Source organism: Streptomyces sp., from assembly GCF_036524955.1.
In the GTDB taxonomy this organism is placed as follows: domain Bacteria; phylum Actinomycetota; class Actinomycetes; order Streptomycetales; family Streptomycetaceae; genus Actinacidiphila.
Genome location: NZ_DATDBG010000212.1, coordinates 11,506 through 30,824 on the forward strand (window position 1 = coordinate 11,506; position 19,319 = coordinate 30,824).

The 19,319-nt window shown below is 70.8% G+C and carries 15 protein-coding genes and 1 pseudogene; 6 read left to right on the top strand and 10 right to left on the bottom strand.

What is annotated here, in order from left to right:
* Window positions 1–71: 71 nt before the first annotated feature.
* Window positions 72–2,051 (top strand): BREX system ATP-binding domain-containing protein, encoded by a 1,980-nt coding sequence (locus VIW71_RS17205; RefSeq protein WP_331623199.1) that lies wholly within the window; start codon window positions 72–74, stop codon window positions 2,049–2,051.
* Here the strand turns inward: VIW71_RS17205 and VIW71_RS26595 are convergent.
* A complete protein-coding gene (locus tag VIW71_RS26595; RefSeq protein ID WP_414720760.1) occupies window positions 2,041–3,363 on the bottom strand; it encodes a transcriptional regulator in 1,323 nt (440 codons plus the stop codon). The two genes, VIW71_RS17205 and VIW71_RS26595, sit on opposite strands and share 11 nt — an antisense overlap.
* A gap of 209 nt (window positions 3,364–3,572) precedes the next feature.
* On the opposite strand from VIW71_RS26595, the gene VIW71_RS17220 reads away from it, so the two are divergent.
* The 3 genes and pseudogenes from VIW71_RS17220 to VIW71_RS17230 form a co-directional block, all read left to right on the top strand.
* A complete protein-coding gene (locus VIW71_RS17220) occupies window positions 3,573–4,292 on the top strand; it encodes a DUF4232 domain-containing protein (RefSeq protein ID WP_331623200.1) in 720 nt (239 codons plus the stop codon).
* Window positions 4,293–4,598: 306 nt separating this feature from the next.
* Window positions 4,599–6,644: a BTAD domain-containing putative transcriptional regulator gene (locus VIW71_RS17225; RefSeq protein WP_331623201.1), complete on the top strand. Its 2,046-nt coding sequence runs from the start codon at window positions 4,599–4,601 to the stop codon at window positions 6,642–6,644.
* A 6-nt stretch (window positions 6,645–6,650) separates the two neighbouring features.
* Window positions 6,651–6,947: pseudogene (locus tag VIW71_RS17230) on the top strand (YhjD/YihY/BrkB family envelope integrity protein); the annotation flags it as partial.
* Window positions 6,948–7,154: 207 nt separating this feature from the next.
* On the opposite strand, the gene VIW71_RS17235 reads toward VIW71_RS17230, so the two are convergent.
* The 4 genes from VIW71_RS17235 to VIW71_RS17250 all read right to left on the bottom strand — a co-directional run bounded on the left by VIW71_RS17235 (window position 7,155) and on the right by VIW71_RS17250 (window position 11,218).
* A complete protein-coding gene (locus VIW71_RS17235; protein ID WP_331623216.1) occupies window positions 7,155–8,255 on the bottom strand; it encodes an HTTM domain-containing protein in 1,101 nt (366 codons plus the stop codon).
* Between the two features lie 91 nt (window positions 8,256–8,346).
* Entirely contained in the window at window positions 8,347–9,117 is a 771-nt protein-coding gene (locus tag VIW71_RS17240; RefSeq protein ID WP_331623202.1) for a DUF5819 family protein, read from the bottom strand.
* A gap of 111 nt (window positions 9,118–9,228) precedes the next feature.
* On the bottom strand, window positions 9,229–10,386 hold the full coding sequence (locus VIW71_RS17245; RefSeq protein ID WP_414720761.1) for an ice-binding family protein: 1,158 nt from the start codon (window positions 10,384–10,386) through the stop codon (window positions 9,229–9,231).
* A gap of 454 nt (window positions 10,387–10,840) precedes the next feature.
* A complete protein-coding gene (locus VIW71_RS17250; protein ID WP_331623203.1) occupies window positions 10,841–11,218 on the bottom strand; it encodes a thiol-disulfide oxidoreductase DCC family protein in 378 nt (125 codons plus the stop codon).
* Window positions 11,219–12,069: 851 nt separating this feature from the next.
* On the opposite strand from VIW71_RS17250, the gene VIW71_RS17255 reads away from it, so the two are divergent.
* Both VIW71_RS17255 and VIW71_RS17260 read left to right on the top strand, forming a co-directional pair.
* On the top strand, window positions 12,070–12,816 hold the full coding sequence (locus VIW71_RS17255) for an IPT/TIG domain-containing protein (protein WP_331623204.1): 747 nt from the start codon (window positions 12,070–12,072) through the stop codon (window positions 12,814–12,816).
* Window positions 12,817–12,983: 167 nt separating this feature from the next.
* On the top strand, window positions 12,984–14,288 hold the full coding sequence (locus VIW71_RS17260) for an IPT/TIG domain-containing protein (protein WP_331623206.1): 1,305 nt from the start codon (window positions 12,984–12,986) through the stop codon (window positions 14,286–14,288).
* A gap of 475 nt (window positions 14,289–14,763) precedes the next feature.
* On the opposite strand, the gene VIW71_RS17265 is transcribed toward VIW71_RS17260, so the two are convergent.
* The 5 genes from VIW71_RS17265 to VIW71_RS17285 are packed head-to-tail and all read right to left on the bottom strand — an operon-like array spanning window position 14,764 to window position 18,482.
* Entirely contained in the window at window positions 14,764–15,747 is a 984-nt protein-coding gene (locus tag VIW71_RS17265) for an ABC transporter substrate-binding protein (protein ID WP_331623207.1), read from the bottom strand.
* 56 nt (window positions 15,748–15,803) lie between these two features.
* Window positions 15,804–16,568, bottom strand: coding sequence for an amino acid ABC transporter ATP-binding protein (locus tag VIW71_RS17270; protein WP_331623208.1), 765 nt, complete (start codon window positions 16,566–16,568; stop codon window positions 15,804–15,806).
* Entirely contained in the window at window positions 16,565–17,587 is a 1,023-nt protein-coding gene (locus VIW71_RS17275; RefSeq protein WP_331623209.1) for an amino acid ABC transporter permease, read from the bottom strand. The genes VIW71_RS17270 and VIW71_RS17275 overlap by 4 nt, the downstream gene beginning before the upstream one ends.
* Window positions 17,588–17,601: 14 nt before the next feature.
* A complete protein-coding gene (locus tag VIW71_RS26600; RefSeq protein WP_414720762.1) occupies window positions 17,602–17,892 on the bottom strand; it encodes a hypothetical protein in 291 nt (96 codons plus the stop codon).
* Window positions 17,893–17,948: 56 nt separating this feature from the next.
* Entirely contained in the window at window positions 17,949–18,482 is a 534-nt protein-coding gene (locus tag VIW71_RS17285; protein ID WP_331623210.1) for a GNAT family N-acetyltransferase, read from the bottom strand.
* Window positions 18,483–19,319: the final 837 nt, after the last annotated feature.

The window sequence follows — 19,319 nt, forward strand, 5'->3', positions numbered from 1 at the left end:
CCGACGCCCCCTGTTACCGGCATTCCGGGCCGCCCCTGTCACCGGAACCAGGCTCGGGCGAGGTGAGAGATGTGAAGTTCTTCTGTCTGGGCCCCTTGGAGGTCCGGCGTGCGGGAACGGTCCTGGAGATCGGGCCGCCGAAGCGGCGTGCGCTGCTGCTGCGCCTTCTGCTGGAGAACGGCCGCACCGTGCCCGTGAGCCGACTGTGCGAAGACCTGTGGGAGGGACGGCCGCCGGCCGGCGCCGTCTCATCGGTACACGCCCACATCAGCCGCTTGCGCACCGTACTGGAACCAGGCCGGGCCCGGCAGGAGCAGGCCAAGGTGCTGCTGAGCCTGTCGACCGGTTATGCCCTGCGCGTGCCGCCCGAGGACCGTGACACGGTCCTGTTCGAACGGGCCCTGGAACGCGCCCATATCCTGATCTCCCGCCGGCGGTTCGCGCAGGCGCGGCACCAACTGGAGCACGCCATGGGCATGTGGCGAGGCGTGCCGCTCGCCGACGCGCGGGGCCAGCACTTCGCCGAGCGCGAGGCGATGCGGCTGGAGCAGTTGAAACTGCCGGCGGACGAACTGCACACCACTCTGCTGCTCCAGGAGGGCCAGGTGGCTCAGGCGGTCATCGGAGCCGAGCAGTTGGTCGAGCGCGATCCGCTGCGCGAGGCCTCCTGGGTCCTGCTGATGCGAGCCCTGTACAGTGCCGGCCGGCCCGCCGAGGCCCTGCGGCGCTACGAGCGGGTACGCACGCTGCTCGCCCGCGATCTCGGCCTGGACCCCGGCCCCGCCTTGCGGGAGATGCAACTGGCCGTACTCCGCCACGACATGTCGCTGCTGCGCGCCACCGTCCCACCGGTTTCCCTCACCACCGACCCGCGGCCGGCCAGGCACCAGCCGAGGGCGGGCCGGCCTGCCGGCACGACGCGCCCGCTGCTGGGCAGGGACGAGGAGATCACCAGGCTGGGCCGCCTGCTCGACGCCGCGGCGTCCGGTTGCACGGCGTGGGGTGTGATCTCCGGCGAGCCGGGCGTGGGCAAGACCCGGTTGACGCAGGAGCTGGCTGTCCAGGCCGCGAAGGCGGGTTTCGTCGTGGCCTGGGCCCGCTGTTCCAAGGCTGCCGACGCCGAGGCGGTCACCGCCCTGGCGCCGGTGAACCAGTTGCTGAGGGATCTGCGGCGGGCCGCGCCCGAGACGGGGCCCGCCGCGGGCGGGCGGCTCCACCAAGGCGACGCGCCACTTCCCGGTCACGCCGGCCTGCCGTCCGTCCTGGCGCAGGAGTTGCTGAGCGCACTCGCCGAAGGACCGACCCTGTGCGTCGTCGAGGACGTGCACCTGGCGAGCCCTGTCTTCCGGCACCTGCTGGCGCACTGGGCGGACACCCTGCACGACGCTCCCCTCGCGGTGCTGTGCACGGTGTCGGACGACCCCGATCCGGGCGTGGAGGCGCTCCTCGCGGCGCTGGCCCGGCACGGCACCGAACGGGTGCATCTCGCTCCGCTGACGGTCGGCTCCGTGCGTCAGCTGCTGCGTATCCACCGGCGGGACAAGCCGGCCGACGGTGACGCGGCGGGTGAAGCGCACCAGCTGCACAGGCTCAGCGGCGGCAACCCGTTCTTCCTCACCCAGCTGCTGAAAGCCCCAGGCGCGGGTCAGGTGGGTACCGCGGCGCCGATTCCGTCGTCCGCCGCCAGCGTGCTGCGGGTCCGGCTGGCCGCCGTCGATCCGGCGGTGCGGGCCATGCTGGAGAGCGCGGCCGTCCTCGGCGACGTCCTGGAGCCGGACCTGGTCGCCCGGATGTGCGGTCTCCCCCTTGGGGTGGTCCTGGAGATGGCCGACCATGCCGTGGCCGCACGACTCCTGGTCTGGCAGAAGGGCCCGTATGCGCAGGGCACCGATGTGTACGGCTTCTCCCCCGGCATGGTGCGGCAGGTGATTCTCGCCGGTCTGACGCCCTCGCGCAGACACGCTCTCCACCACGCCGCGGCCCGCGTCATGGAAGGGAGCCAGAGCCAGAACCGCGGGGAAGGCACCGCCCACGCGGTGACTAGCCGGTGATCGCCGTCTGCCACTCGCTACCGCCCAGTGGGTAGTCATACGCCGGCCGCCCTGTGCTGCCGCTCGTCCGGAAGGGCTGCCCCTGGTCGTCGATCCGCACGGTCCCGCCCCGGTCCCCGCTGGACCACTCCAGCTCCAGATACCAGCTCACGTCGTGTGCCCGCGCGTGGGCGGTCACATAGAAGACCTCGGGGTCGGTCTCGCTCACCTTGTAGGGGAAGTCCCGCTGCCCGGACTTGGGCGCGGCGTCGGGCCTCCCGGCGTCCAGGTCCACGTCGAAGGACTTCGTCGGCACGTCACCGCCGCACCCGACGCCCATCGCGTAGTCGTTCCAGGCGAGCGGCGTCGCCTTCTGCACCACCCGTACGTGCAACGCTTCCAGCACTACGGTTTCCTTGCCGGACCCCTGCACGGTCAACGCCAGCATCTGGTTCTCCCCCGCAACGCCGCCCAGCGCGGTCACCCACCCACGTGCCTCCTGCCGAAGCGGCGGCGGAGGCACCTGGGCGGGCTCCCGCTTCACCAGATAGTGCTGGCTACAGGGACCTTGCCATGTGTAGGGGTTGGTGGCGACGGTGGGCGCGGTGGCGCCGTCCTCGGAGTCGACGTCGTTCGCCCAGGTGCCGGTGCCTCGTGAGGCGGACGCCGTCGGGCCACCGGCGCGCGAGTCCGACGCCGAGGGCGGCGTGTGCTGCGCGTCGGTCGGCGCGGGGCCGTCGGCAGACCTGGCGACGGACGAAGCGGCGGAACCCACGGTCTGCTTCCCGGTGTGGTCGTCGTCGCCGGGCACGAGGTTCACCACGAGCGTGGTGGACACGACGGCGGCGACCACGGCGGCACCGGCGAGAGCAACGGCCCGCCGACGTCGTCTGGCCCTGGGCTCGGGTACGCCCCCGGGTGCCAGCTCCGTCACTCCTTCGGGCTCCCGCTCAGGGCCCGCATGAGACTGAGGCTCGGAAGCCGCCTGTGACTTGGTAACCGTCTCGGCCACGCTCTCGGGAGCCGAACCCGCAGCCTCGCCATCGGCGGAACCCGCAACCGCGGCCACCGGCCCTTTCTGCCCCCGCAACGCGTCCGCCAGCACCCACCGCCGATGAAGCTCCACCAGTTCCTCCGGGGTGGCCCTGCACACCCGCGCGAACCGCTCCACGGGCGCGTAATCCGTCGGTACCACGTCCCCGTTGACGTACCGGTGGAGCGTCGACGCACTCGTGTGCAGCCGCTTTCCGAGCACCCCGTAGCTGAGCCCGCCCCGCTCCTTCAGCTTCCTGAGAAGCTCTGCGAACTCCGCCGCAGCCCCGTCCCCAGCCACCGTGCCTCCATAGCCGACGTTCCAGACCCACGTTCCAGGGGGTGCGTGTTTCCCCAGTTCAAAGCCCTTGCAGCCATCCCAGCGTCCCGAACACCCCGGCATTGGTGGCGCCCGGGACGGATCGCCGCACAAGGTGTCATCCAAGCACGCCGCTCCCGGCAACCGGTCGAGCGGCCCTGCCCATCCAACCGTCTCCAGGGGGACCACGCATGTCCGCACGCACCACCACCCGTACCCGTCTGTTCGCCGCGACCACGGTCGCGCTCGCCGCGCTCGCCCTCACGGCGTGCGAGAACGGACAGGGCGTACACCACGAGGGAGTCTCCTCGGCGTCCAACGCCGCCCCGCAGCCCGGCCGGTCGGAATCCACGAAGGGCTCGACCGCCCGGCCCGCCGAGGCCGGCACCTCCACGAACGGCGACTCCACGACCGACGGTTCGACCAGCGGCGGCTCGAAATCCGGCGGCTCCACCACGGGCGGCTCCACCGACCAGGAGACCGAGGCCTCGGACACGACCTCGCGGAACACCCCTTGCTCCGGCACCAACACCAAGACCACCGCGACCGAGGTCTCCCGTCCCCTCAACCACCTTCTCCTCACCGTCGCCAACACGGGCTCGAAGTACTGCGACCTCACCGGCTACCCGAAGGCCCGCTTCGGCGGGGCCCAGGCCGTCCCGGCGGTCTTCGAGGAGACACACCCGCAGGCGGTCGTCACCCTGGCCCCCGGCGAGTCCGGCTACGCGGGCGTCCTCCTGGCAGCCGCCGACGGCAGTGGTGAGAACGGCTACATGGCGAAGACCCTCGTCGTCACCTTCGACAGCGGCGGGACCGCGGCTCCGGCGCTCCCCACGAAGGGCGTGTACGTCGACGAGACGCTCGCGGTGACCTACTGGCAGTCCGACCTGAGCGACGCCCTCGCCTACTGAGGCACGCAGAAGCCGGCGGGACGCACGGCGCCGTGACGCGGCTTGCGCCGCTCTCAACGCAGCCGCGTCGGAGAAGTCCGCGGGTCGCCAGCGTCCCAGAAGGACTTCGGCCGCGCGTACCGGGTTCGCGGTACGCGGTTGGGTCAGGACCTCGACCAGCAGCGTCTCGCAGGGCCGGCACCGGCCGCGTGCCCGGACCCGCTGAGCACGGATGAGCACAGGCGAGCACGAGTCGACCTGTGGAACGGACAGTCGGCGGGGCCACCCTCGTCGTGGACAGCGCGATCAGGGACAGAGGGCAGAACGATGGCCGACATCAGCCGGGACTTCCACCGCACGGACCAGCGCCTCAGCGAATCCTCCGGCCCGTACGTCGCCATGCTGGGGCCCCTGGAGGTGCGGCGCGGTGGCGGCGACCTGGTCGAACTCGGCCCACCGCAGCGGCGTGTCCTGCTGCTGCGGCTGCTGCTGGAGAACAACCGCCCGGTCAGCGCGGAGCGTTTGAGCGAGGACGTGTGGGAAGGCCGGCCGCCCTCGGCCGCCGGCTCGTCCCTCCACGCGCACATCAGCCGACTGCGCCGCGCCCTGGAGCCCGGCCGTGACCCTCGAAAGCCCCCGGAGACGCTGGTCAGTGCCATGTCCGGCTACCGGCTCCGGGTTTCGCCCGAGCGCAGGGACACCGTGCTGTTCGAGCGCGGGATCGTTCGTGCGCAGGAACTGGCCGCCGACGGCCGACTGCGATCCGCCCGGGAGGAGGCGGAGCGCGCGCTGCGCCTGTGGCGGGGCGAACCGCTGGCCGAGGCCGGGGGCTGGCACTTCGCACAGCGGGAAGCGGTGCGGTTGCACGAACTGCGCCGCGGCGCCGAGGACCTCCGTGCCTCCCTGCTGCTGAAGGAGGGGGCGTTCGCCCAGGCCGTCGCAGCAGCCGAGGAACTGATCGCGGGCTCCCCGCTGCGCGAGACGTCCTGGGCGACGCTGATACGCGCCCTGTACGCGGCGGGACGTCCCGCCGAGGCCCTACAGCGGTATGCGACCATTCAACAGCTCCTGGCCGATGAACTCGGCACCGACCCGGGGCACGAACTCCGGAGGATTCATCTGGCGATCCTGCGGCACGATCCCGGCGTGCTCGATGTCCGGCCCGCGAGACGGGGGGCCCCGGTCGTCGTGCTGCGGTCGGCCGTAGCGGAACGCCGGACCGCGCATGGGCTGCCGCTGACCGGCAGGAGCAGCGAACTCTCCCGACTCGCCGAGCTGTTGACGCCTACGGCCACGGACGCCGTCGCGTGGGGCGTCGTATCGGGGGACGCGGGAACGGGCAGGACCCGGCTGGTCGACGAACTCGCGGCGCTGGCTCGCGAAACCGGGCGGGAGGTCATACACGTCCGGTGCGCCGAAGGCACGCCGGACGCTGCCCTCACCCCCGTCCTGCGCCTGCTGGAAGGAGACCGCGGCCGTACTGACGCGGCCGCCCTGTGCGTTGTCGACGACGTGCACGAGGCGGACGACTGCCTGCACCGCGCGCTCATCGGCCTTCTGCGGATGTCGCCCGGCGCGCCGCTGACCGTTGTGTGTACGACGCTGACCGATTCCGGGCCGGCCGCCGAGCCGCTGCTGACGGCGCTGGCGCGGCGCGGAGCCGAGCACATACGACTGGGACCGTTGAGCCTCCCGCACGTCCAGCGCCTCGTCGAGACCACCGCCGAACACGACGAGGCGGCGGCCGTCTCGCGACTGGAGGACCACTGTGCGGCGCTCCATCGGCTGACCGGCGGGAATGCTCGCTTCCTCACCGAATTGCTGCGGCTGCCGCCCGACCGGCGGACCGGACCGCACGCGCTCATACCGCCTTCCGTCGCCCACTTGATCAACCGGGGTGTCCAGGCCCTGGACGACCGGGCCCGCGATGTACTCCAGGCGGCGGCGGTGATCGGGGATGTGGTCGACGTGCCGCAGCTCGCCGACGTCTGCCGATTGTGGCCGCGAGACGTCCTGCACGTGCTCGACGCCGCGGTCGCGGCCGGCCTGATCGTCTGGGTCCCCGGGGCGGATCCCCTGCGCCTCGGCGCCTACCGCTTCACCAGCGGTCTGGTGCGAACGGTCCTGCTCGAAGCGCTGACTCCCTCACGCCGGTACGCCCTGCACTCCGCAGTGTCCAGGTCTCCCGACCGCCGCCCAGGCCACGACGCCGAGGTGACCGCGGCCCACGCGGTGGCCGCCTCCCCGCTGTTGCCTGCCGAGGAAGTCGCCGGCGCGGCTCTGCGCGCGCCCACCGGGCTCCCGGTCCGGTCGGACACCCCGGCGAGGAGCCGGCCTCGCAGCGTGTGTCCCTGCGGAACGACGGACCGATAACCCCCATACGTGCTCACGCGCCTGGCGCAGGTCCATCCCCGCCGGCGCGCGGTCGTCGTCGCCGCCCTGATCGGGGCGGTGGGCTTCGAGCTGCTCAAGCTGCTGCTGACCGGTTATCTGCAGGGCGTCGCCACGAAGACCGTGTACGGCGCCTTCGCTGTGCCGGTCGCCGTCACGCTGTGGATCAACTTCATGGCCAGGCTGCTGCTGTACTGCGCTGCGTGGACGGCGACAGCGACAGCCGGGCAGTCCAGTGAAGCTGTCGGCAGTGGGGCCGGGGCCCCGGGACCGGACCCGCAGTGAGCGACGTACCCCAGCGGACAGCGGACGGTCTCCCGACGACCCGCGCAGTCCGCGTCGCCAACGCTGCGCCGCAGCAGCCGCGCCCCACCCGCTGGCGGCCGCACCGGGCAGCAGCGCCCGCCAGCGGACCCGCCCGGCGAGCAGTATGCGCTGGCGACGCAGCCGTGCCGTCAGGGAGTCCGTGCTGGGGCGTGACACGGAGTTCCCTTACGCCTGCTGCTCCGACCCGCGTACGTGAGGCCCGACGGGCAGCACTGGGTCATCATCCGACCTGAGAAGACCGGAGTTTCCCGACCGGGGCGGCACCACCGGAACTCGCGGGGAGGAAGTCATCGACTCGCGGCTTTTGAGGCGGGTGAGGGCGCGGTGGGCGGTGCGTGCCGCCGCGCGGTAGAAGCGGTCCGGGAGGAAGGCGGCGTCGGCGACGATCATGGCGGCGGAGAAGAGCGGAAGCCCCAGGAGGACCGCGATGCCGGTGTGCATGCCCAGGAGCATGACGAGCAGTACGTACTTCAGGCGGCTGAACAGGGCGAACGGGAAGGCGACTTGGATCAGCACGGTCAGGTAGCCGACCGCCGCGATGAGCAGCGGGTAGCTGTCTACCAGTGCGGACAGGGCCGGCCAGGGCCGGAAAAGGTCGAGGTTGACGACGTAATGCAGGGCGGTTCCCCCCTGCCACGAGCCGCCCTGCACCTTGTACAGGCCCGTGGAGCCGTACAGGAGACAGACCTGGGCGGCGATGACGAACATGCCGCAGTTGTGGAGAGCTGTGGCCAGGGACTCGCGGGCCAGGCCGAACTGGGTCCACAGGTCGCTGGTCGCCCGCCACAGTGCCCAGCGGCCAGGGCGGCCGACCCGGGCCCGGCGGGCGGTTCGCCGCGCGTCGAGCGACCAGCGGCGTCCGCAGGCGGTCGCGGTGAGGTAGAGGGCCATCAGGAGGATCAAGTTGTCTCCCCCGTCGGTCATGAAGATCGCTCGCCCGTGGAACGACACCACGACCAGGGCGAACAGCACGGACATCGCGCGGGTCCGCCAGCCGAGCAGGAACAGCGCGCAGACGACGAGGGCCGCCGCGTAGCAGAGGTCGAAGTAGACCATGCTGTCGGAGAGCGTGAGGAAGCTGAACCAGCCGGTCTGGTCGAACAGTCGGGTCGCGAGCGCCGGGGTCCACGGGGAGTCCGGGCCCCAGATCTCGTCCCGGTGCGGGAGTTCGCGCAGCAGGAATCCGAGGTAGCACAGGCCGTAGCCGATGCGAAGCACCGAGGCCGCGTAGAGCGAGACAGGGCGGCGGATGAGCAGGGTGATCATGCCGCTGAAGTGGGGGCGTGCCGCCGGTACGGGGCCGGCGGCACGCGTTCGCGGGACGTCGCCCGTGGCGGGCACGGGAGTCGCGGTCCGGTCAGTGGTCATGCGCGGTCACCTTCCACCAGGGCAGATTGCGGGTGTCGACCACCGAGGGCGGTACCCGGCGGATGTGGCCGGCGGCGTCGTAACCGGCCACCGGCCTTGTACGGACGCGCAGTTGGACCCCGGTGATCGCACCTGGCCGGGCGGCGGCCACACGGTCCACAGCGATGTTCCGCAGGTATTCCTGCCACATCACCGCGCGGTCCGAGTAGGACACATCGCTGTTGCCGTGGGATTCGAGGTAACCGATCCATGCTCTGCGGAGCATGTTCTGGGTGATGTGGCTCGGGAAGGGGTTGTGCCTGACCCCGGCATTGTCGACCGCTGTGAGATCGAACCAGCCGCTGATCCGCTGTGAGCCGTCGGGGGAGGTGCGGACCGTCCGCGCCGAGATCTGCGGGACGGACGACTCCGGCTCGGGGGCGAAAAGGCGCCAGTTCTGTTCGAAGAGCGGGTAGACCCAGCTCTGGATCTGCCGGGCATACCGCTGCGAGATCTGATTCGGGGGAGCCACGTGCAGGAACAGGAGGAACGTGTGCAGGAGGGATACGCCCACCAGCAGGACCGCGATACCTCTCGTCGCGGCGCTCAGCGGAAGCGGCAGGCGCGACAGCTTGTCCGGTCCTTCGGGCGGGCTGTCCCCCTGCGGTCTCGGCAGTGCAGGACGGGCGGTGCCGGGGCTGCCGAGCAAGATGGCGTCCGGCGCCTTCACGCCCACCGGACCGCCCCCGCTCAGTACGTCTCCTGGGCCAGTCGTTGTCATCCCGGCCCTCCTCTCACAACTCTTCCGCTGAACTTCCCTGTGCCTGACGGGCGTACGAGGCCCGGCCCGGCGAACGCATCGATGCGCCCGCCGGGCCGGAACGGCGCAGCGTCAGTACTGCTTGACCGGCTTCTTGTGGTCCTTCTTCTTCGGGGGGCAGTCCTTCTTCGGCTTGTGGGACTTGCCGGGCTTGTGCTGCGGCTTCCCGTGGTGCTGCGGCTTGGCCTCGTGCTGCGGCTTCCCGTGGTGCTGCGGCTTCCCGTGGTGCTGCGGCTTGCCCTGGCCGCCTCCGGTGTTGCCCGCGGTGTTACCCGCTGTGTTGCCCGCGGTGTTGCCCGCGGTGTTTCCCGCGGTGTTGCCCGCGGTGTTGCCGCCACCGACGGTGTTGCCACCACCGATCGTGTTGCCACCGATCGTGTTGCCGGCGATCGAGTTGCCGCCGATCAGGCCGCCGGTGGTGATGCCGCCGATCAGGCCGCCGGTGGTCGTACCGGTGGTCGTGGTGCCCGTGGTCGTGCCGGTTGTGGTACTACCGGTGGTCGTACCGCCGGTGGTGGTACCGCACGAGGGCCGGGTGATGGCGTTCGTGTCCAGCGTCACGGAGCCATTGCGGGCCAGGGCGCGGCCGGTGATCGACGCGCCGGTGTTCAGACCGGTCGAGGTCAGCGCCATGATGGTGCCCACGAACGTGGTGTTCGTGCCGAGCGTGGCCGAACTGCCGATCTGCCAGAAGACGTTGCAGGGCGAGGCGCCGTTGACCAGCAGGACCCGGCTGGCGGACGCGGTCGTCAGCGTCGTGCCGATCTGGAAGACCCACACCGCGTTGGGGTCGCCGGCGGCGTCGAGGGTGAGCGTGCCGGTGAGCCCGATGGAGGACGGCGTGTTGTAGACGCCGGGCGCCAGGGTCAGACCGCCGAGGTCCCCGGCGATACTCGCGTCCGGCGCCTGTCCGGCGGCGTTGTTGTACGCCGTGGTCAGGTCGGTCTGGGCCTGGAGGGCAACCGCGTCGGCGGAGTGAATGGTCCCGTTCACCAGGCCGGGCGGGAAGCCGCTGATCGCCGTACCCGGACTGACGCCGAGGTCACCCGTGACCGTGGAGGCCCCGGTATTGGTCACCGACTGGCCGGCCAGCACCGCGAAACTGCCGGCCGTACCGAGGGGAACGGCCGTCGCGATGGCGGCGGCCTGGGTCGGTGTGATCACCACCGCAGCGCCGGCGATCATCACGACCGACGCGATCGATGTCGCCAGGGCACGCCGACCTGGCAAGCCCCGAGCATTGAATTTCATCGATGAGCTCACTCTCTTCGGGGGAAGCGTGAGTCCGTCGGGCAATCCACCCGCGGACTGCAATCCGTCGATCCCCTCTTCCCAACGACAGGCTGTGATTGTCGATTCATGCGAAGGACAACAGCCCGTGGAAAGAGATTGCCACAAGAGTAGGCAACACAATGATGTGAGTGAACAAGCGATTGGGCGAACCGCCCTGAAGGTTCCGCCGAATGGCCTCTTATAACTGACATATACCCTGGTCGCAGGTGTGGTGCAGTAAACCCAGGAAGCCTCCACGCCGCGCCCGGGGTATCACCCGAGAGGACCGAACGGCCTTTAATACTGAATTTCAGCGCACCGTCACATGTGCTCCGCCGGGCCCGCCGGGCGGAGCACAGTGCAAGCCTGTGAAAAACTGCAGCGGCATCAGTTCGCACATGCCCGGGAAAGGTCAGCGGACGGAGGGGACCGCGCACGCCGGCGTGCCTCCCGGCATCCGTTCGCGGTTGTTCGCGACGAGGCGGTACACCCCGTGGGCGACCCAGCGAAGGGGCGGCAGGCGGAGCAGTCCGCCCAGGACGGCCCAGCCTCCGCCGGAGCCGAGCAGCAGCTTCGCGACGGCCTGCGCACCGCCGTACAACTCTCCGGCCGGGGTGACCCACAGCACCTCGTACTCGGCCCGCTGCTGGTCGACGCCCAGTGACGGCAGATCCGCGCGCTGCCACGGGGTGATATCGCAGCGGGGCCGGAGCCACCGCTCGGCGAACACGACCGAGGTCGTGCAGAAGGCGCAGTCCCCATCAAAGACGAGTACGGGTCGGGTCCACATATCGCCATCATCCAGCGCCGGGCCGTCTCGCCCAGGCTGACGCGCCCGCGACCCGGGACGCCTTCGGACTCGGCGCAGTCGGCACAGCGCATGCCTCGCCCGCCGAGCCGGCTCCAACTGATGGCCGGCGCACATCCGTGATCACCACGGCTTTGGAATCGCCCACGCGTGCAGGGCGCCCGCCGAGCAGGTCAGCGGGCACCCGGGGGCGCGAGAGGCGCAGAAGCCCGAGGGGCGCAGCGGTGTACCACCCCGGCTGCCGAAACGTGGCCGTCCTCACACCTGCGCTCCGCCACATGGGTGACACTCCGTCAGAATGATTGCTTTCAAATCGGCCAGGTGGATTAATGAAGCCATCCAAACCGGTGGGCCGCCCATCCCTCTCCGGGGGAGCGCGGCAACCGACCCGATCGCCGACTGTCCTTGCTTGCACGGACACAGACAGCGTTTGACGCCGTTATGTCGCGATGGGCACCCCTGTAGAGGGTCTTCTGGATTCGTCAGCCGGTGTTGCTTTCCGACACCGGCCGACGTGGCCTCCACGGCCGTCGATCGGCGGGTGCACACGCCAATCGAGCGCACGTTCGGATACCCCTCACGACTACATCCGTGGTCATTCCAGGAAATCTGGAAATCCGGTATCGCGTTGTCTCCGCAAGCGAGTCAGCGCCTCTCATACCCCCTCGTGATGCTGCCTCAGGAAGTGCCGGGGGGCCATAAGCCTGCACCTCCGAGCGGGACTTGTTCCTCACCGGGACGGGCCTGTGCACCAATGGCGCCCCGCCCCGTCCGCGACGAGGACCCGGAAACAGCATCAGCTCCCACCACGCGGTACAAGCAGGAGGACGATCATGCCCATCAGCCCGAACCAGGGATCCACCGGAGGCGGGACCACCGTCACCATCACCGGCACGAACCTCACCGGCACCACCGCGGTGCTCTTCGGCTCCAAGCCGGCCACCGGCGTCACCAACGTCTCGCCCACCCAGGTCACCGCGGTCTCTCCGTCCGGCTCCGGCACGGTCGGCGTGACCGTGACCACCCCCGGCGGAACCAGCAACCCGACGCCGTTCTTCTACGTCGGCGCACCGTTCAAGTCCGGCCTGAGCAACACCGCGGGACCCACCGCCGGCGGCAACACCGTCACCGTCAGCGGTACGGGGCTGTCCACGGCCACCAGCGTGTCCTTCGGTGCCAACTCCGCCACCCCGACCGTGGTGTCGGACAGCCAGATCACCGTCGTGGTGCCCGCAGGCGCTGCGGCCGGGCCGGTGGGGGTCAGCGTGACCACCGCCGGAGGCACCAACAACGGCCTGTCGTACACCTACATCGACGTCCCCACCTTCGGTGCGATCTCGCCGACCTCCGGCCCGACGTCCGGCGGCACCGCGGTGACCATCACCGGCACCAACCTGGGCAGCACCGAACAGGTCGCCTTCGACGGAGCACCGGCACCGTTCTCGGTCATCAACGCGACCACGGTGTCCGCCGTCACCCCGCCCGGAACCGCCGGCGCGGTCGACGTCACCGTCACCAACCCCGCGGGCACCGCCACGGGCACGGGTGCCTTCACCTATGCGGCGGGCCCCGGCATCTGATCCACGCCCGGCACCCCGACGCGCACACTACGCACGACTGTCCGCCCGGCCGGTGGCTCGACGCTCCCGGCCGGGCGGACCCATCACCCGGTACCGACCACCGCCGCCCAGGAGGCGGTTCGGTCGGCCGAGCCCAGGCACAGGAACCCTCCCCCAGGAGAACAGCCGTGGAGACCCACCACAGTTCACCGTCCACCGCCGGGCGACCGCTGGCGCCCCAGGTCGCCCCCGTGATCAACGTCAGCAGTCCCGCCTCGGGGCTCGCCGGAACCACAGTCACCCTCACCGGCAGCGGTTTCACCGGCGTGACGGCGGTCACCTTCGGGGGCGTGCCCGCGACGTCGTTCACCGTGGTCTCCTCGACCAGGATCACCGCGGTCGCGCCGGCCGGTTCGGGAACCGTGCAGATCGTCGTCACCACCACCGGCGGCACCAGCAACGGCATCGGCTTCACCTACACGACCGCCACCCCGGTCATCAGCACGGTGGCACCGAGCCAGGGGCCGGTGGCGGGCGGCAACACCGTCACCTTGACGGGCAGCGCCTTCGGCGGCGCCACGACGGTCCGCTTCGGAGCGGCCCCCGCCGCCTTCGCCCTCGTATCACCGACCCAGGTCACCGCGACCGCCCCCGCCGGTGCCGCCGGAGCGGTCAACGTCACGATCACCACTCCCGGTGGCACCAGCGCGGGCGTCCCCTACACGTATGTCTCCGCTCCGGCCCTCAGCGCGGTGGCACCGAGCCAGGGACCCCTGTCCGGTGGGAACAGCGTCATCCTGAGCGGGACCGATCTCACCGGAGCCGGCGCGGTCGGCTTCGGCAGCTCACCCTCGACGTCGTTCACGGTGCTGTCGGCAACCCAGATCACCGCGGTCCCTCCCGCCGCCGCTGCCGGGGCGGTGGCCGTCACCGTCACCACGCCGGGCGGCACCACGCTCGGCGACGTCTTCTACTACTACCTCGCCCCACCGGCGCTCACCGGCGGGTCCCCCGGCGCCGGGCCCACGGCCGGCGGCACCACCGTGACCTTGACCGGCTCCAACCTCCTCGCGGCCACCGCGGTTCGCTTCGGCGCCACCGCGGCGACCTTCACCATCGTCTCCGCCGTCCAGATCAACGCGGTCGCTCCCGCCGCTCCCGCCGGGTCCGTCGCCGTCACCGTCGTCACACCCGGCGGTACGAGTAACGCCGTCGCGTACGCGTACCTGGCCGCTCCGGCCCTCGCTACAGTGACGCCGAACCAGGGCGCCGCGAGCGGCGGCACCACCGTGACCCTGACCGGGACGAACCTGACCGGCGCCACCTCGGTGCTGTTCGGAACGGTGTCGGCCGCCTTCACCGTCGTCTCGGACAGTCACCTGACCGCCACCGTCCCGCCCGGCGCCGCGGGGACGGTCAGCGTCACCGTGGCCACGCCGGGCGGCACCACCGCAGGCGTCCCGTACACCCGGCTGGCTCCTCCTGGAATCTGACCACGGCCGACCACGGTCCGCCACCCGATGTCACGACCGCCCGGTGGCTCAGGGCCTTCGGTCGGCTGGCACCGCACGCGCCGGTGTGCCGCCGGGCATCCGGTCCCGGTTGTTCGCGACGACCGGGTCGCCACCCGGGTCACCTTGCTGCGGCCGTCGTTCAGCTCGAGAAGGCCAGGCCCGGCGAAGGCCTGCTGAAAGCCCATCAGCTCACCGAGCCCGTGAATGACACCCTCAAGGCGAGCTCGGCCTGGAGCAGCACGGTGGCCGCACTTCAGGGGCGTGGCCGTCCGCGGTGCCCGGCGTGCTCAACACCACGGGCAGCCGTGGCCCGCCGTCTGCCGAGCGTCAGACCCGGTCAGGGTGCTGCCAGGAGGACGGCCGTGCAGTGGGCGGCGACACCGGCGAGTGTGAAGGGGTGTCCTGTACGAAGGAACGGGGCGCGGAAGCGTACGGCCTCCGCGCCCCGGGACGGCTACTTGTTCGTCTTGGGCAGTCCGGGCGGGTTGATCTCCGACTTCGTCACGGCCTCGTTGGACAGGCCCCAGCGCTTCAGCACCTGTGCGTAGGTGCCGTTCTCGATGACCTCGTTGAGCGCGTCGGCGAGCGGCTCGACCAGGCCGTTGTCCTTCTTGGTGGTGGCCGCGATGAGCCCCTGGAGGGTGGCGCCGGCGCCGGAGTAGGTGCCGACGATCTCGGTCTTCCCCGCCGTGGCGACGCGGTAGGCGGCGGTCGGGTTGGGGCCGAGGTAGAGGTCGATCCGGCCCGAGGCGACTGCCAGGTTGGTGTCGCTCACGTTCTGGTAGTACTTGATGTCCACCGGCTCGCGGCCGGCTTCCTCGTTCTCCTTGCTCCACTCCACCAGCAGCTTCTCCTGGTTGGTGCCGGTGTCCACGGCGACGGTCTTGCCCGCCACGTCCTCGGGCCCGGTGACCTTCAGGCCGCTGCCCTTCTTCGCCTCGAAGGCCAGGTCGTCCTTGCGGTAGGCGGCGAAGTCGTACTTCTCCTTGCGCTCCTCGGTGTCGGTGATGTTGCTGAAGCCGACGTCGTACTTGCCGCTGTCCAGGCCGATGAAGATGTTCTCCCAGGAGACCGTGTTGATGTGCGGTGTGAGGCCGAGGACATCGGCCACCAGATAGGCGATGTCGGGCTCGACGCCGATGATGGTCTTGTTGTCGTTGGCGTAGAAGGTCAGCGGCGCCGAGGACCCGGAGGAGTCGACGATTTCCAGGGTGCCTCTCTTGCGGATCTCAGCGGGCACCTTGGCCGCTATGGAGTCGACCTTGTCGGTCGTGATGCGCTTCTGGTCCGGGCTCAGGTTGATCTTCGTCCGGGCTCCGGTCGTGGCCGCGACCTCGGTCGTGCCGCCGTCCGAGGGGTTGCTGCAAGCGGTGAGGACGAGGGCTGCGGCGAGTCCGAGCGCTGATGCGGCGGTACGACGGGCGAGGTGGGTGGACACGGTGGTTCTCCTTGTGTGCGGAACGGGGGGCGAGGGGTGAGGCAGGTGAGGGCTGGTCACAGGACCTTGGAGAGAAAGGCGCGGGTGCGCTCGTGCTGCGGGTCGTCCAGTACTGCCGCGGGCGGGCCCTGCTCCACGACGACACCGCCGTCCATGAACACCACGGTGTCGGCCACCTCGCGGGCGAAGCCGATCTCATGGGTCACGACGATCATGGTGGTTCCGGTCCGGGCCAGGTCCTTGATCACATCGAGGACCTCGCCGACCAGTTCCGGGTCGAGCGCCGAGGTGGGCTCGTCGAAGAGCAGCACCTTGGGTTCGAGGGCGAGCGCGCGGGCGATGGCCACGCGCTGCTGCTGGCCGCCGGACAACTGCCGCGGGTAGGCGCCGGTCCTGTCGGCGAGGCCGACCCGCTCAAGGAGTCGTCCGGCCGCCTCCACCGCGCCCTTGCGCGGACGGCGCAGCGCGGAGACCGGGGCCTCGACGAGGTTCTCCAGCACGGTCAGGTGCGGGAAGAGGTTGAAGTTCTGGAAGACGAATCCGATATGGGTGCGCTGCTTCAGAACGTCCTTCTCCTTCAGCTCGTGCAGCTTGCCGCCGGACCGGCGGTAGCCGATCAACTCGCCGTCGATGCTGATCCAGCCGCGGTTCACCTTTTCCAGGTGGTTGATGGTGCGCAGCAGTGTGGACTTCCCGGAGCCGGACGGGCCGAGGATCACGGTGACCTCGCCCTGGCGGACCTGGAGGTCCACACCGCGCAGCACCTCCAGCGGGCCGAAGCTCTTGTGGACGCCGCGGACGTCCACCATCACGTCGCTCATCGGCTGCCTCCCAGGGGTACGACGGGCTGGTTGCGCTGCGCTGCCGCCGCCCGCAGGTGGCGCACGAGGCGCCGGGCGCGCTGGAGCGGGGTGGGCGGCGGGGTGCGGTTGGCTCCCCGGGCGAAGCGGCGCTCCACGTAGTACTGCGCGATCGACAGCACGGAGGTCAGGAACACGTACCAGGCGGTGGCGACCAGCAGCAGCGGGATCACCCGGCCGTTGCGGCCGTAGATCACCTGCACCTGGTAGAAGAGCTCGCCGATCGCCATCACATAGACCACCGAGGTGCCCTTGAGCAGGCCGATGATCTCGTTGCCGGCCGTGGGCAGGATGGCGCGCATGGCCTGCGGGAGCACGATCCGCCGGATCTGCCGCAGCCGGGGGATGCCCAGCGCGGCGGCGGCCTCCAGCTGACCGTGGTCGACCGAGATGACTCCGCCACGGACGATCTCGGCGGCGTACGCGGCCTGGTGCAGCGACAGCCCGATCAGGGCGGCTCCGATGGTGCCGATCAGACTGTTGCTGTCGACGGACCAGAACACCGGGCCGAAGGGGACACCGACGCCCAGCTCCTCGTACAGGGCGCTCAGATTGAACCAGAACACCAGCTGGACGATCATCGGAATCGACCGGAAGATCCAGATGTAGGACCAGGCCACGGTCTGGAGCACCGGACTCTGCGACAGCCGCATGAAAGCCAGCAGCGTGCCGAGCAGGAAGCCCAGCACGGTCGCGTAGGCGGTGAGTTGCAGGGTCACCCCCACTGCCTGGACGATCGTCTCGGACAGGACGTAGTCGCGGAAGACGCCCCACTCCCAGACCGGGTTGGTGGCCAGTCCGCGCACGAACTGGGCGGCCAGCACGGTCACGGCGACGGCCGCCGCCCACCGTGCGTAGTGACGTGCGGGGACGATCTTGAGCGAGGCGGGATCGTCGCGGGCCGGGTCCGGGCCCGGGTCTTCGGGGCCGGTGTCCGGCGGGGCCGCGCCGGGCGGCGCGGAATCGGTGGTGAGTCCCATCGTCGTGTTCCTGCTTACTCGTGCGCGGGCGGGTTGATCCGCGACGCGTCGATCGCGGAGGCGGTGGTGCCCCACTTCTTGGGGATCCGGGCGTACGTGCCGTCCTCGATCAGCTCGTTGAGGAGTCCGACGGCGCTGCCGACCCGCAGGGTGCCCGACTTGCGTACGCCGGCGGGCAGCAGGGCGGCGGAGTCCACCTTCCGCACGGCGGCGACCGGGTCGTCGGTCGGCGCGGCAGATGCCTGGGCGCCGGCCGCCGTGGTCACGTCGGCGCCGCGGGAGCCGCAGGCGGTCAGTGCCGGCAAGGGCAGTAACGCGACGGCGGCTGCGAGACGCAGGCGGGGTCTGATGCCGGGGAGGTTCACTGGGCGGGTGCCTTTCCGGTACGTGCGTCGGTGGTGTCGGCTGCGAGGTGCTTCTCGAAGTTCAGGGGGCCGATGGTTTCGGGATCGGCCGCCGTGTCGAACAGCGGTCTGTAGCCGGTGGCCAGGTAGAGGGCGCGGGCTTCGGGCTGGCGCGGCCCGGTGGTCAGGTAGATCCGCCGGTAGCCGCGGGCACCCGCCTCCCGTTCCAGCTCGTCGACGACCCGGCGGGCGAGGCCGCGCCGGCGGTGGGCGGAATGCGTCCAGATCCGCTTCAGCTCGACCGTGGTCTCGTCGTACTGGCGGAAGGCGCCGCCCGCGACCGGCTCGCCGCGCTCCAGCAGCAGGAGCAGCACGCCGCCGTGGGGCGCGGTGAACTCCTCGTCGGGGTAGCGGGCGAGTTCGGCGTGGGCGTCCTTGCCGTAGCGGGCCGAGTACTCGTCGCCGAGTTCGCGCAGCAGCGGCTCCACGCGCGGGTCGGAGACCGGGACCTCAACGACCGTCAGTTCGGGTACGCCGGGTGCGGAGGTCATCCGTGCGCCGCTGAGGAGCCGCCGAAGGCGACCTGGGGCCTCGGCCGCCGCGGCGCCGGAGCGCGGGTTGTCTCCGAGCCTTCGTTGGTCGCGGCGATGTCGAGGAACTCCACGGGCATGGGAAGTGACCTTTCGTAAGGGCGGTGGGCCGCACGCGGGCAAGGCGGAGCGGCCCCCGGTACGGCCGCGCGTGACGGCGAGGAGGGCGGTGCGGAAGGCGCGTCGGAGCAGGCGTGATGACGCCGGGGGCGTCGGGCGGGGGCGGCGGCAGCGCGTCCGTGCCCGCAGACCGTTCGTCTGTGGGTCAGTGCCCGTGTACGACGGTGACGCGAAGGGAGAACTCGGCCCGCGACGGGGTCACCGAGGGAGGGAAGGGCCGGTCAGACAGCCCGCTGCCGAGTCAGGCGCAACACGCCGCGGACCACACACGACAGAAGTCGATGTGGCCGCGCGTGACAAGACGCTGCTCGGTATTCATGCGGACCATTGAGCAGCACATCCGGTGTTCCGTCAACCACTGCCCGGATGCCGGACCGGCACTGACCGATCTCCCAGGCCTTGTTGACAGAGCCACGCCACGGGCACATACGATCGATACCGGACCGGGCTCCGCCGCGCGCGGCAGCCCGTCCGGCCGCGTTGAGGGACGCGGCGCATGTGATGACGTCGAAACCCGGCCACCGCACCGTAACCGCGTACGCGTGCCACCGGGTGGTTGCCCACGCCCGCGACTCCCTCCCGGAGAGCCTCCCGATGGTCACTTCTTCCGACGCCACCGCCCCCGACGCCGTGTCCGTCCAGGCCGCCGAGCGGCCGGGAACCGGCGTCCCCGGCCCG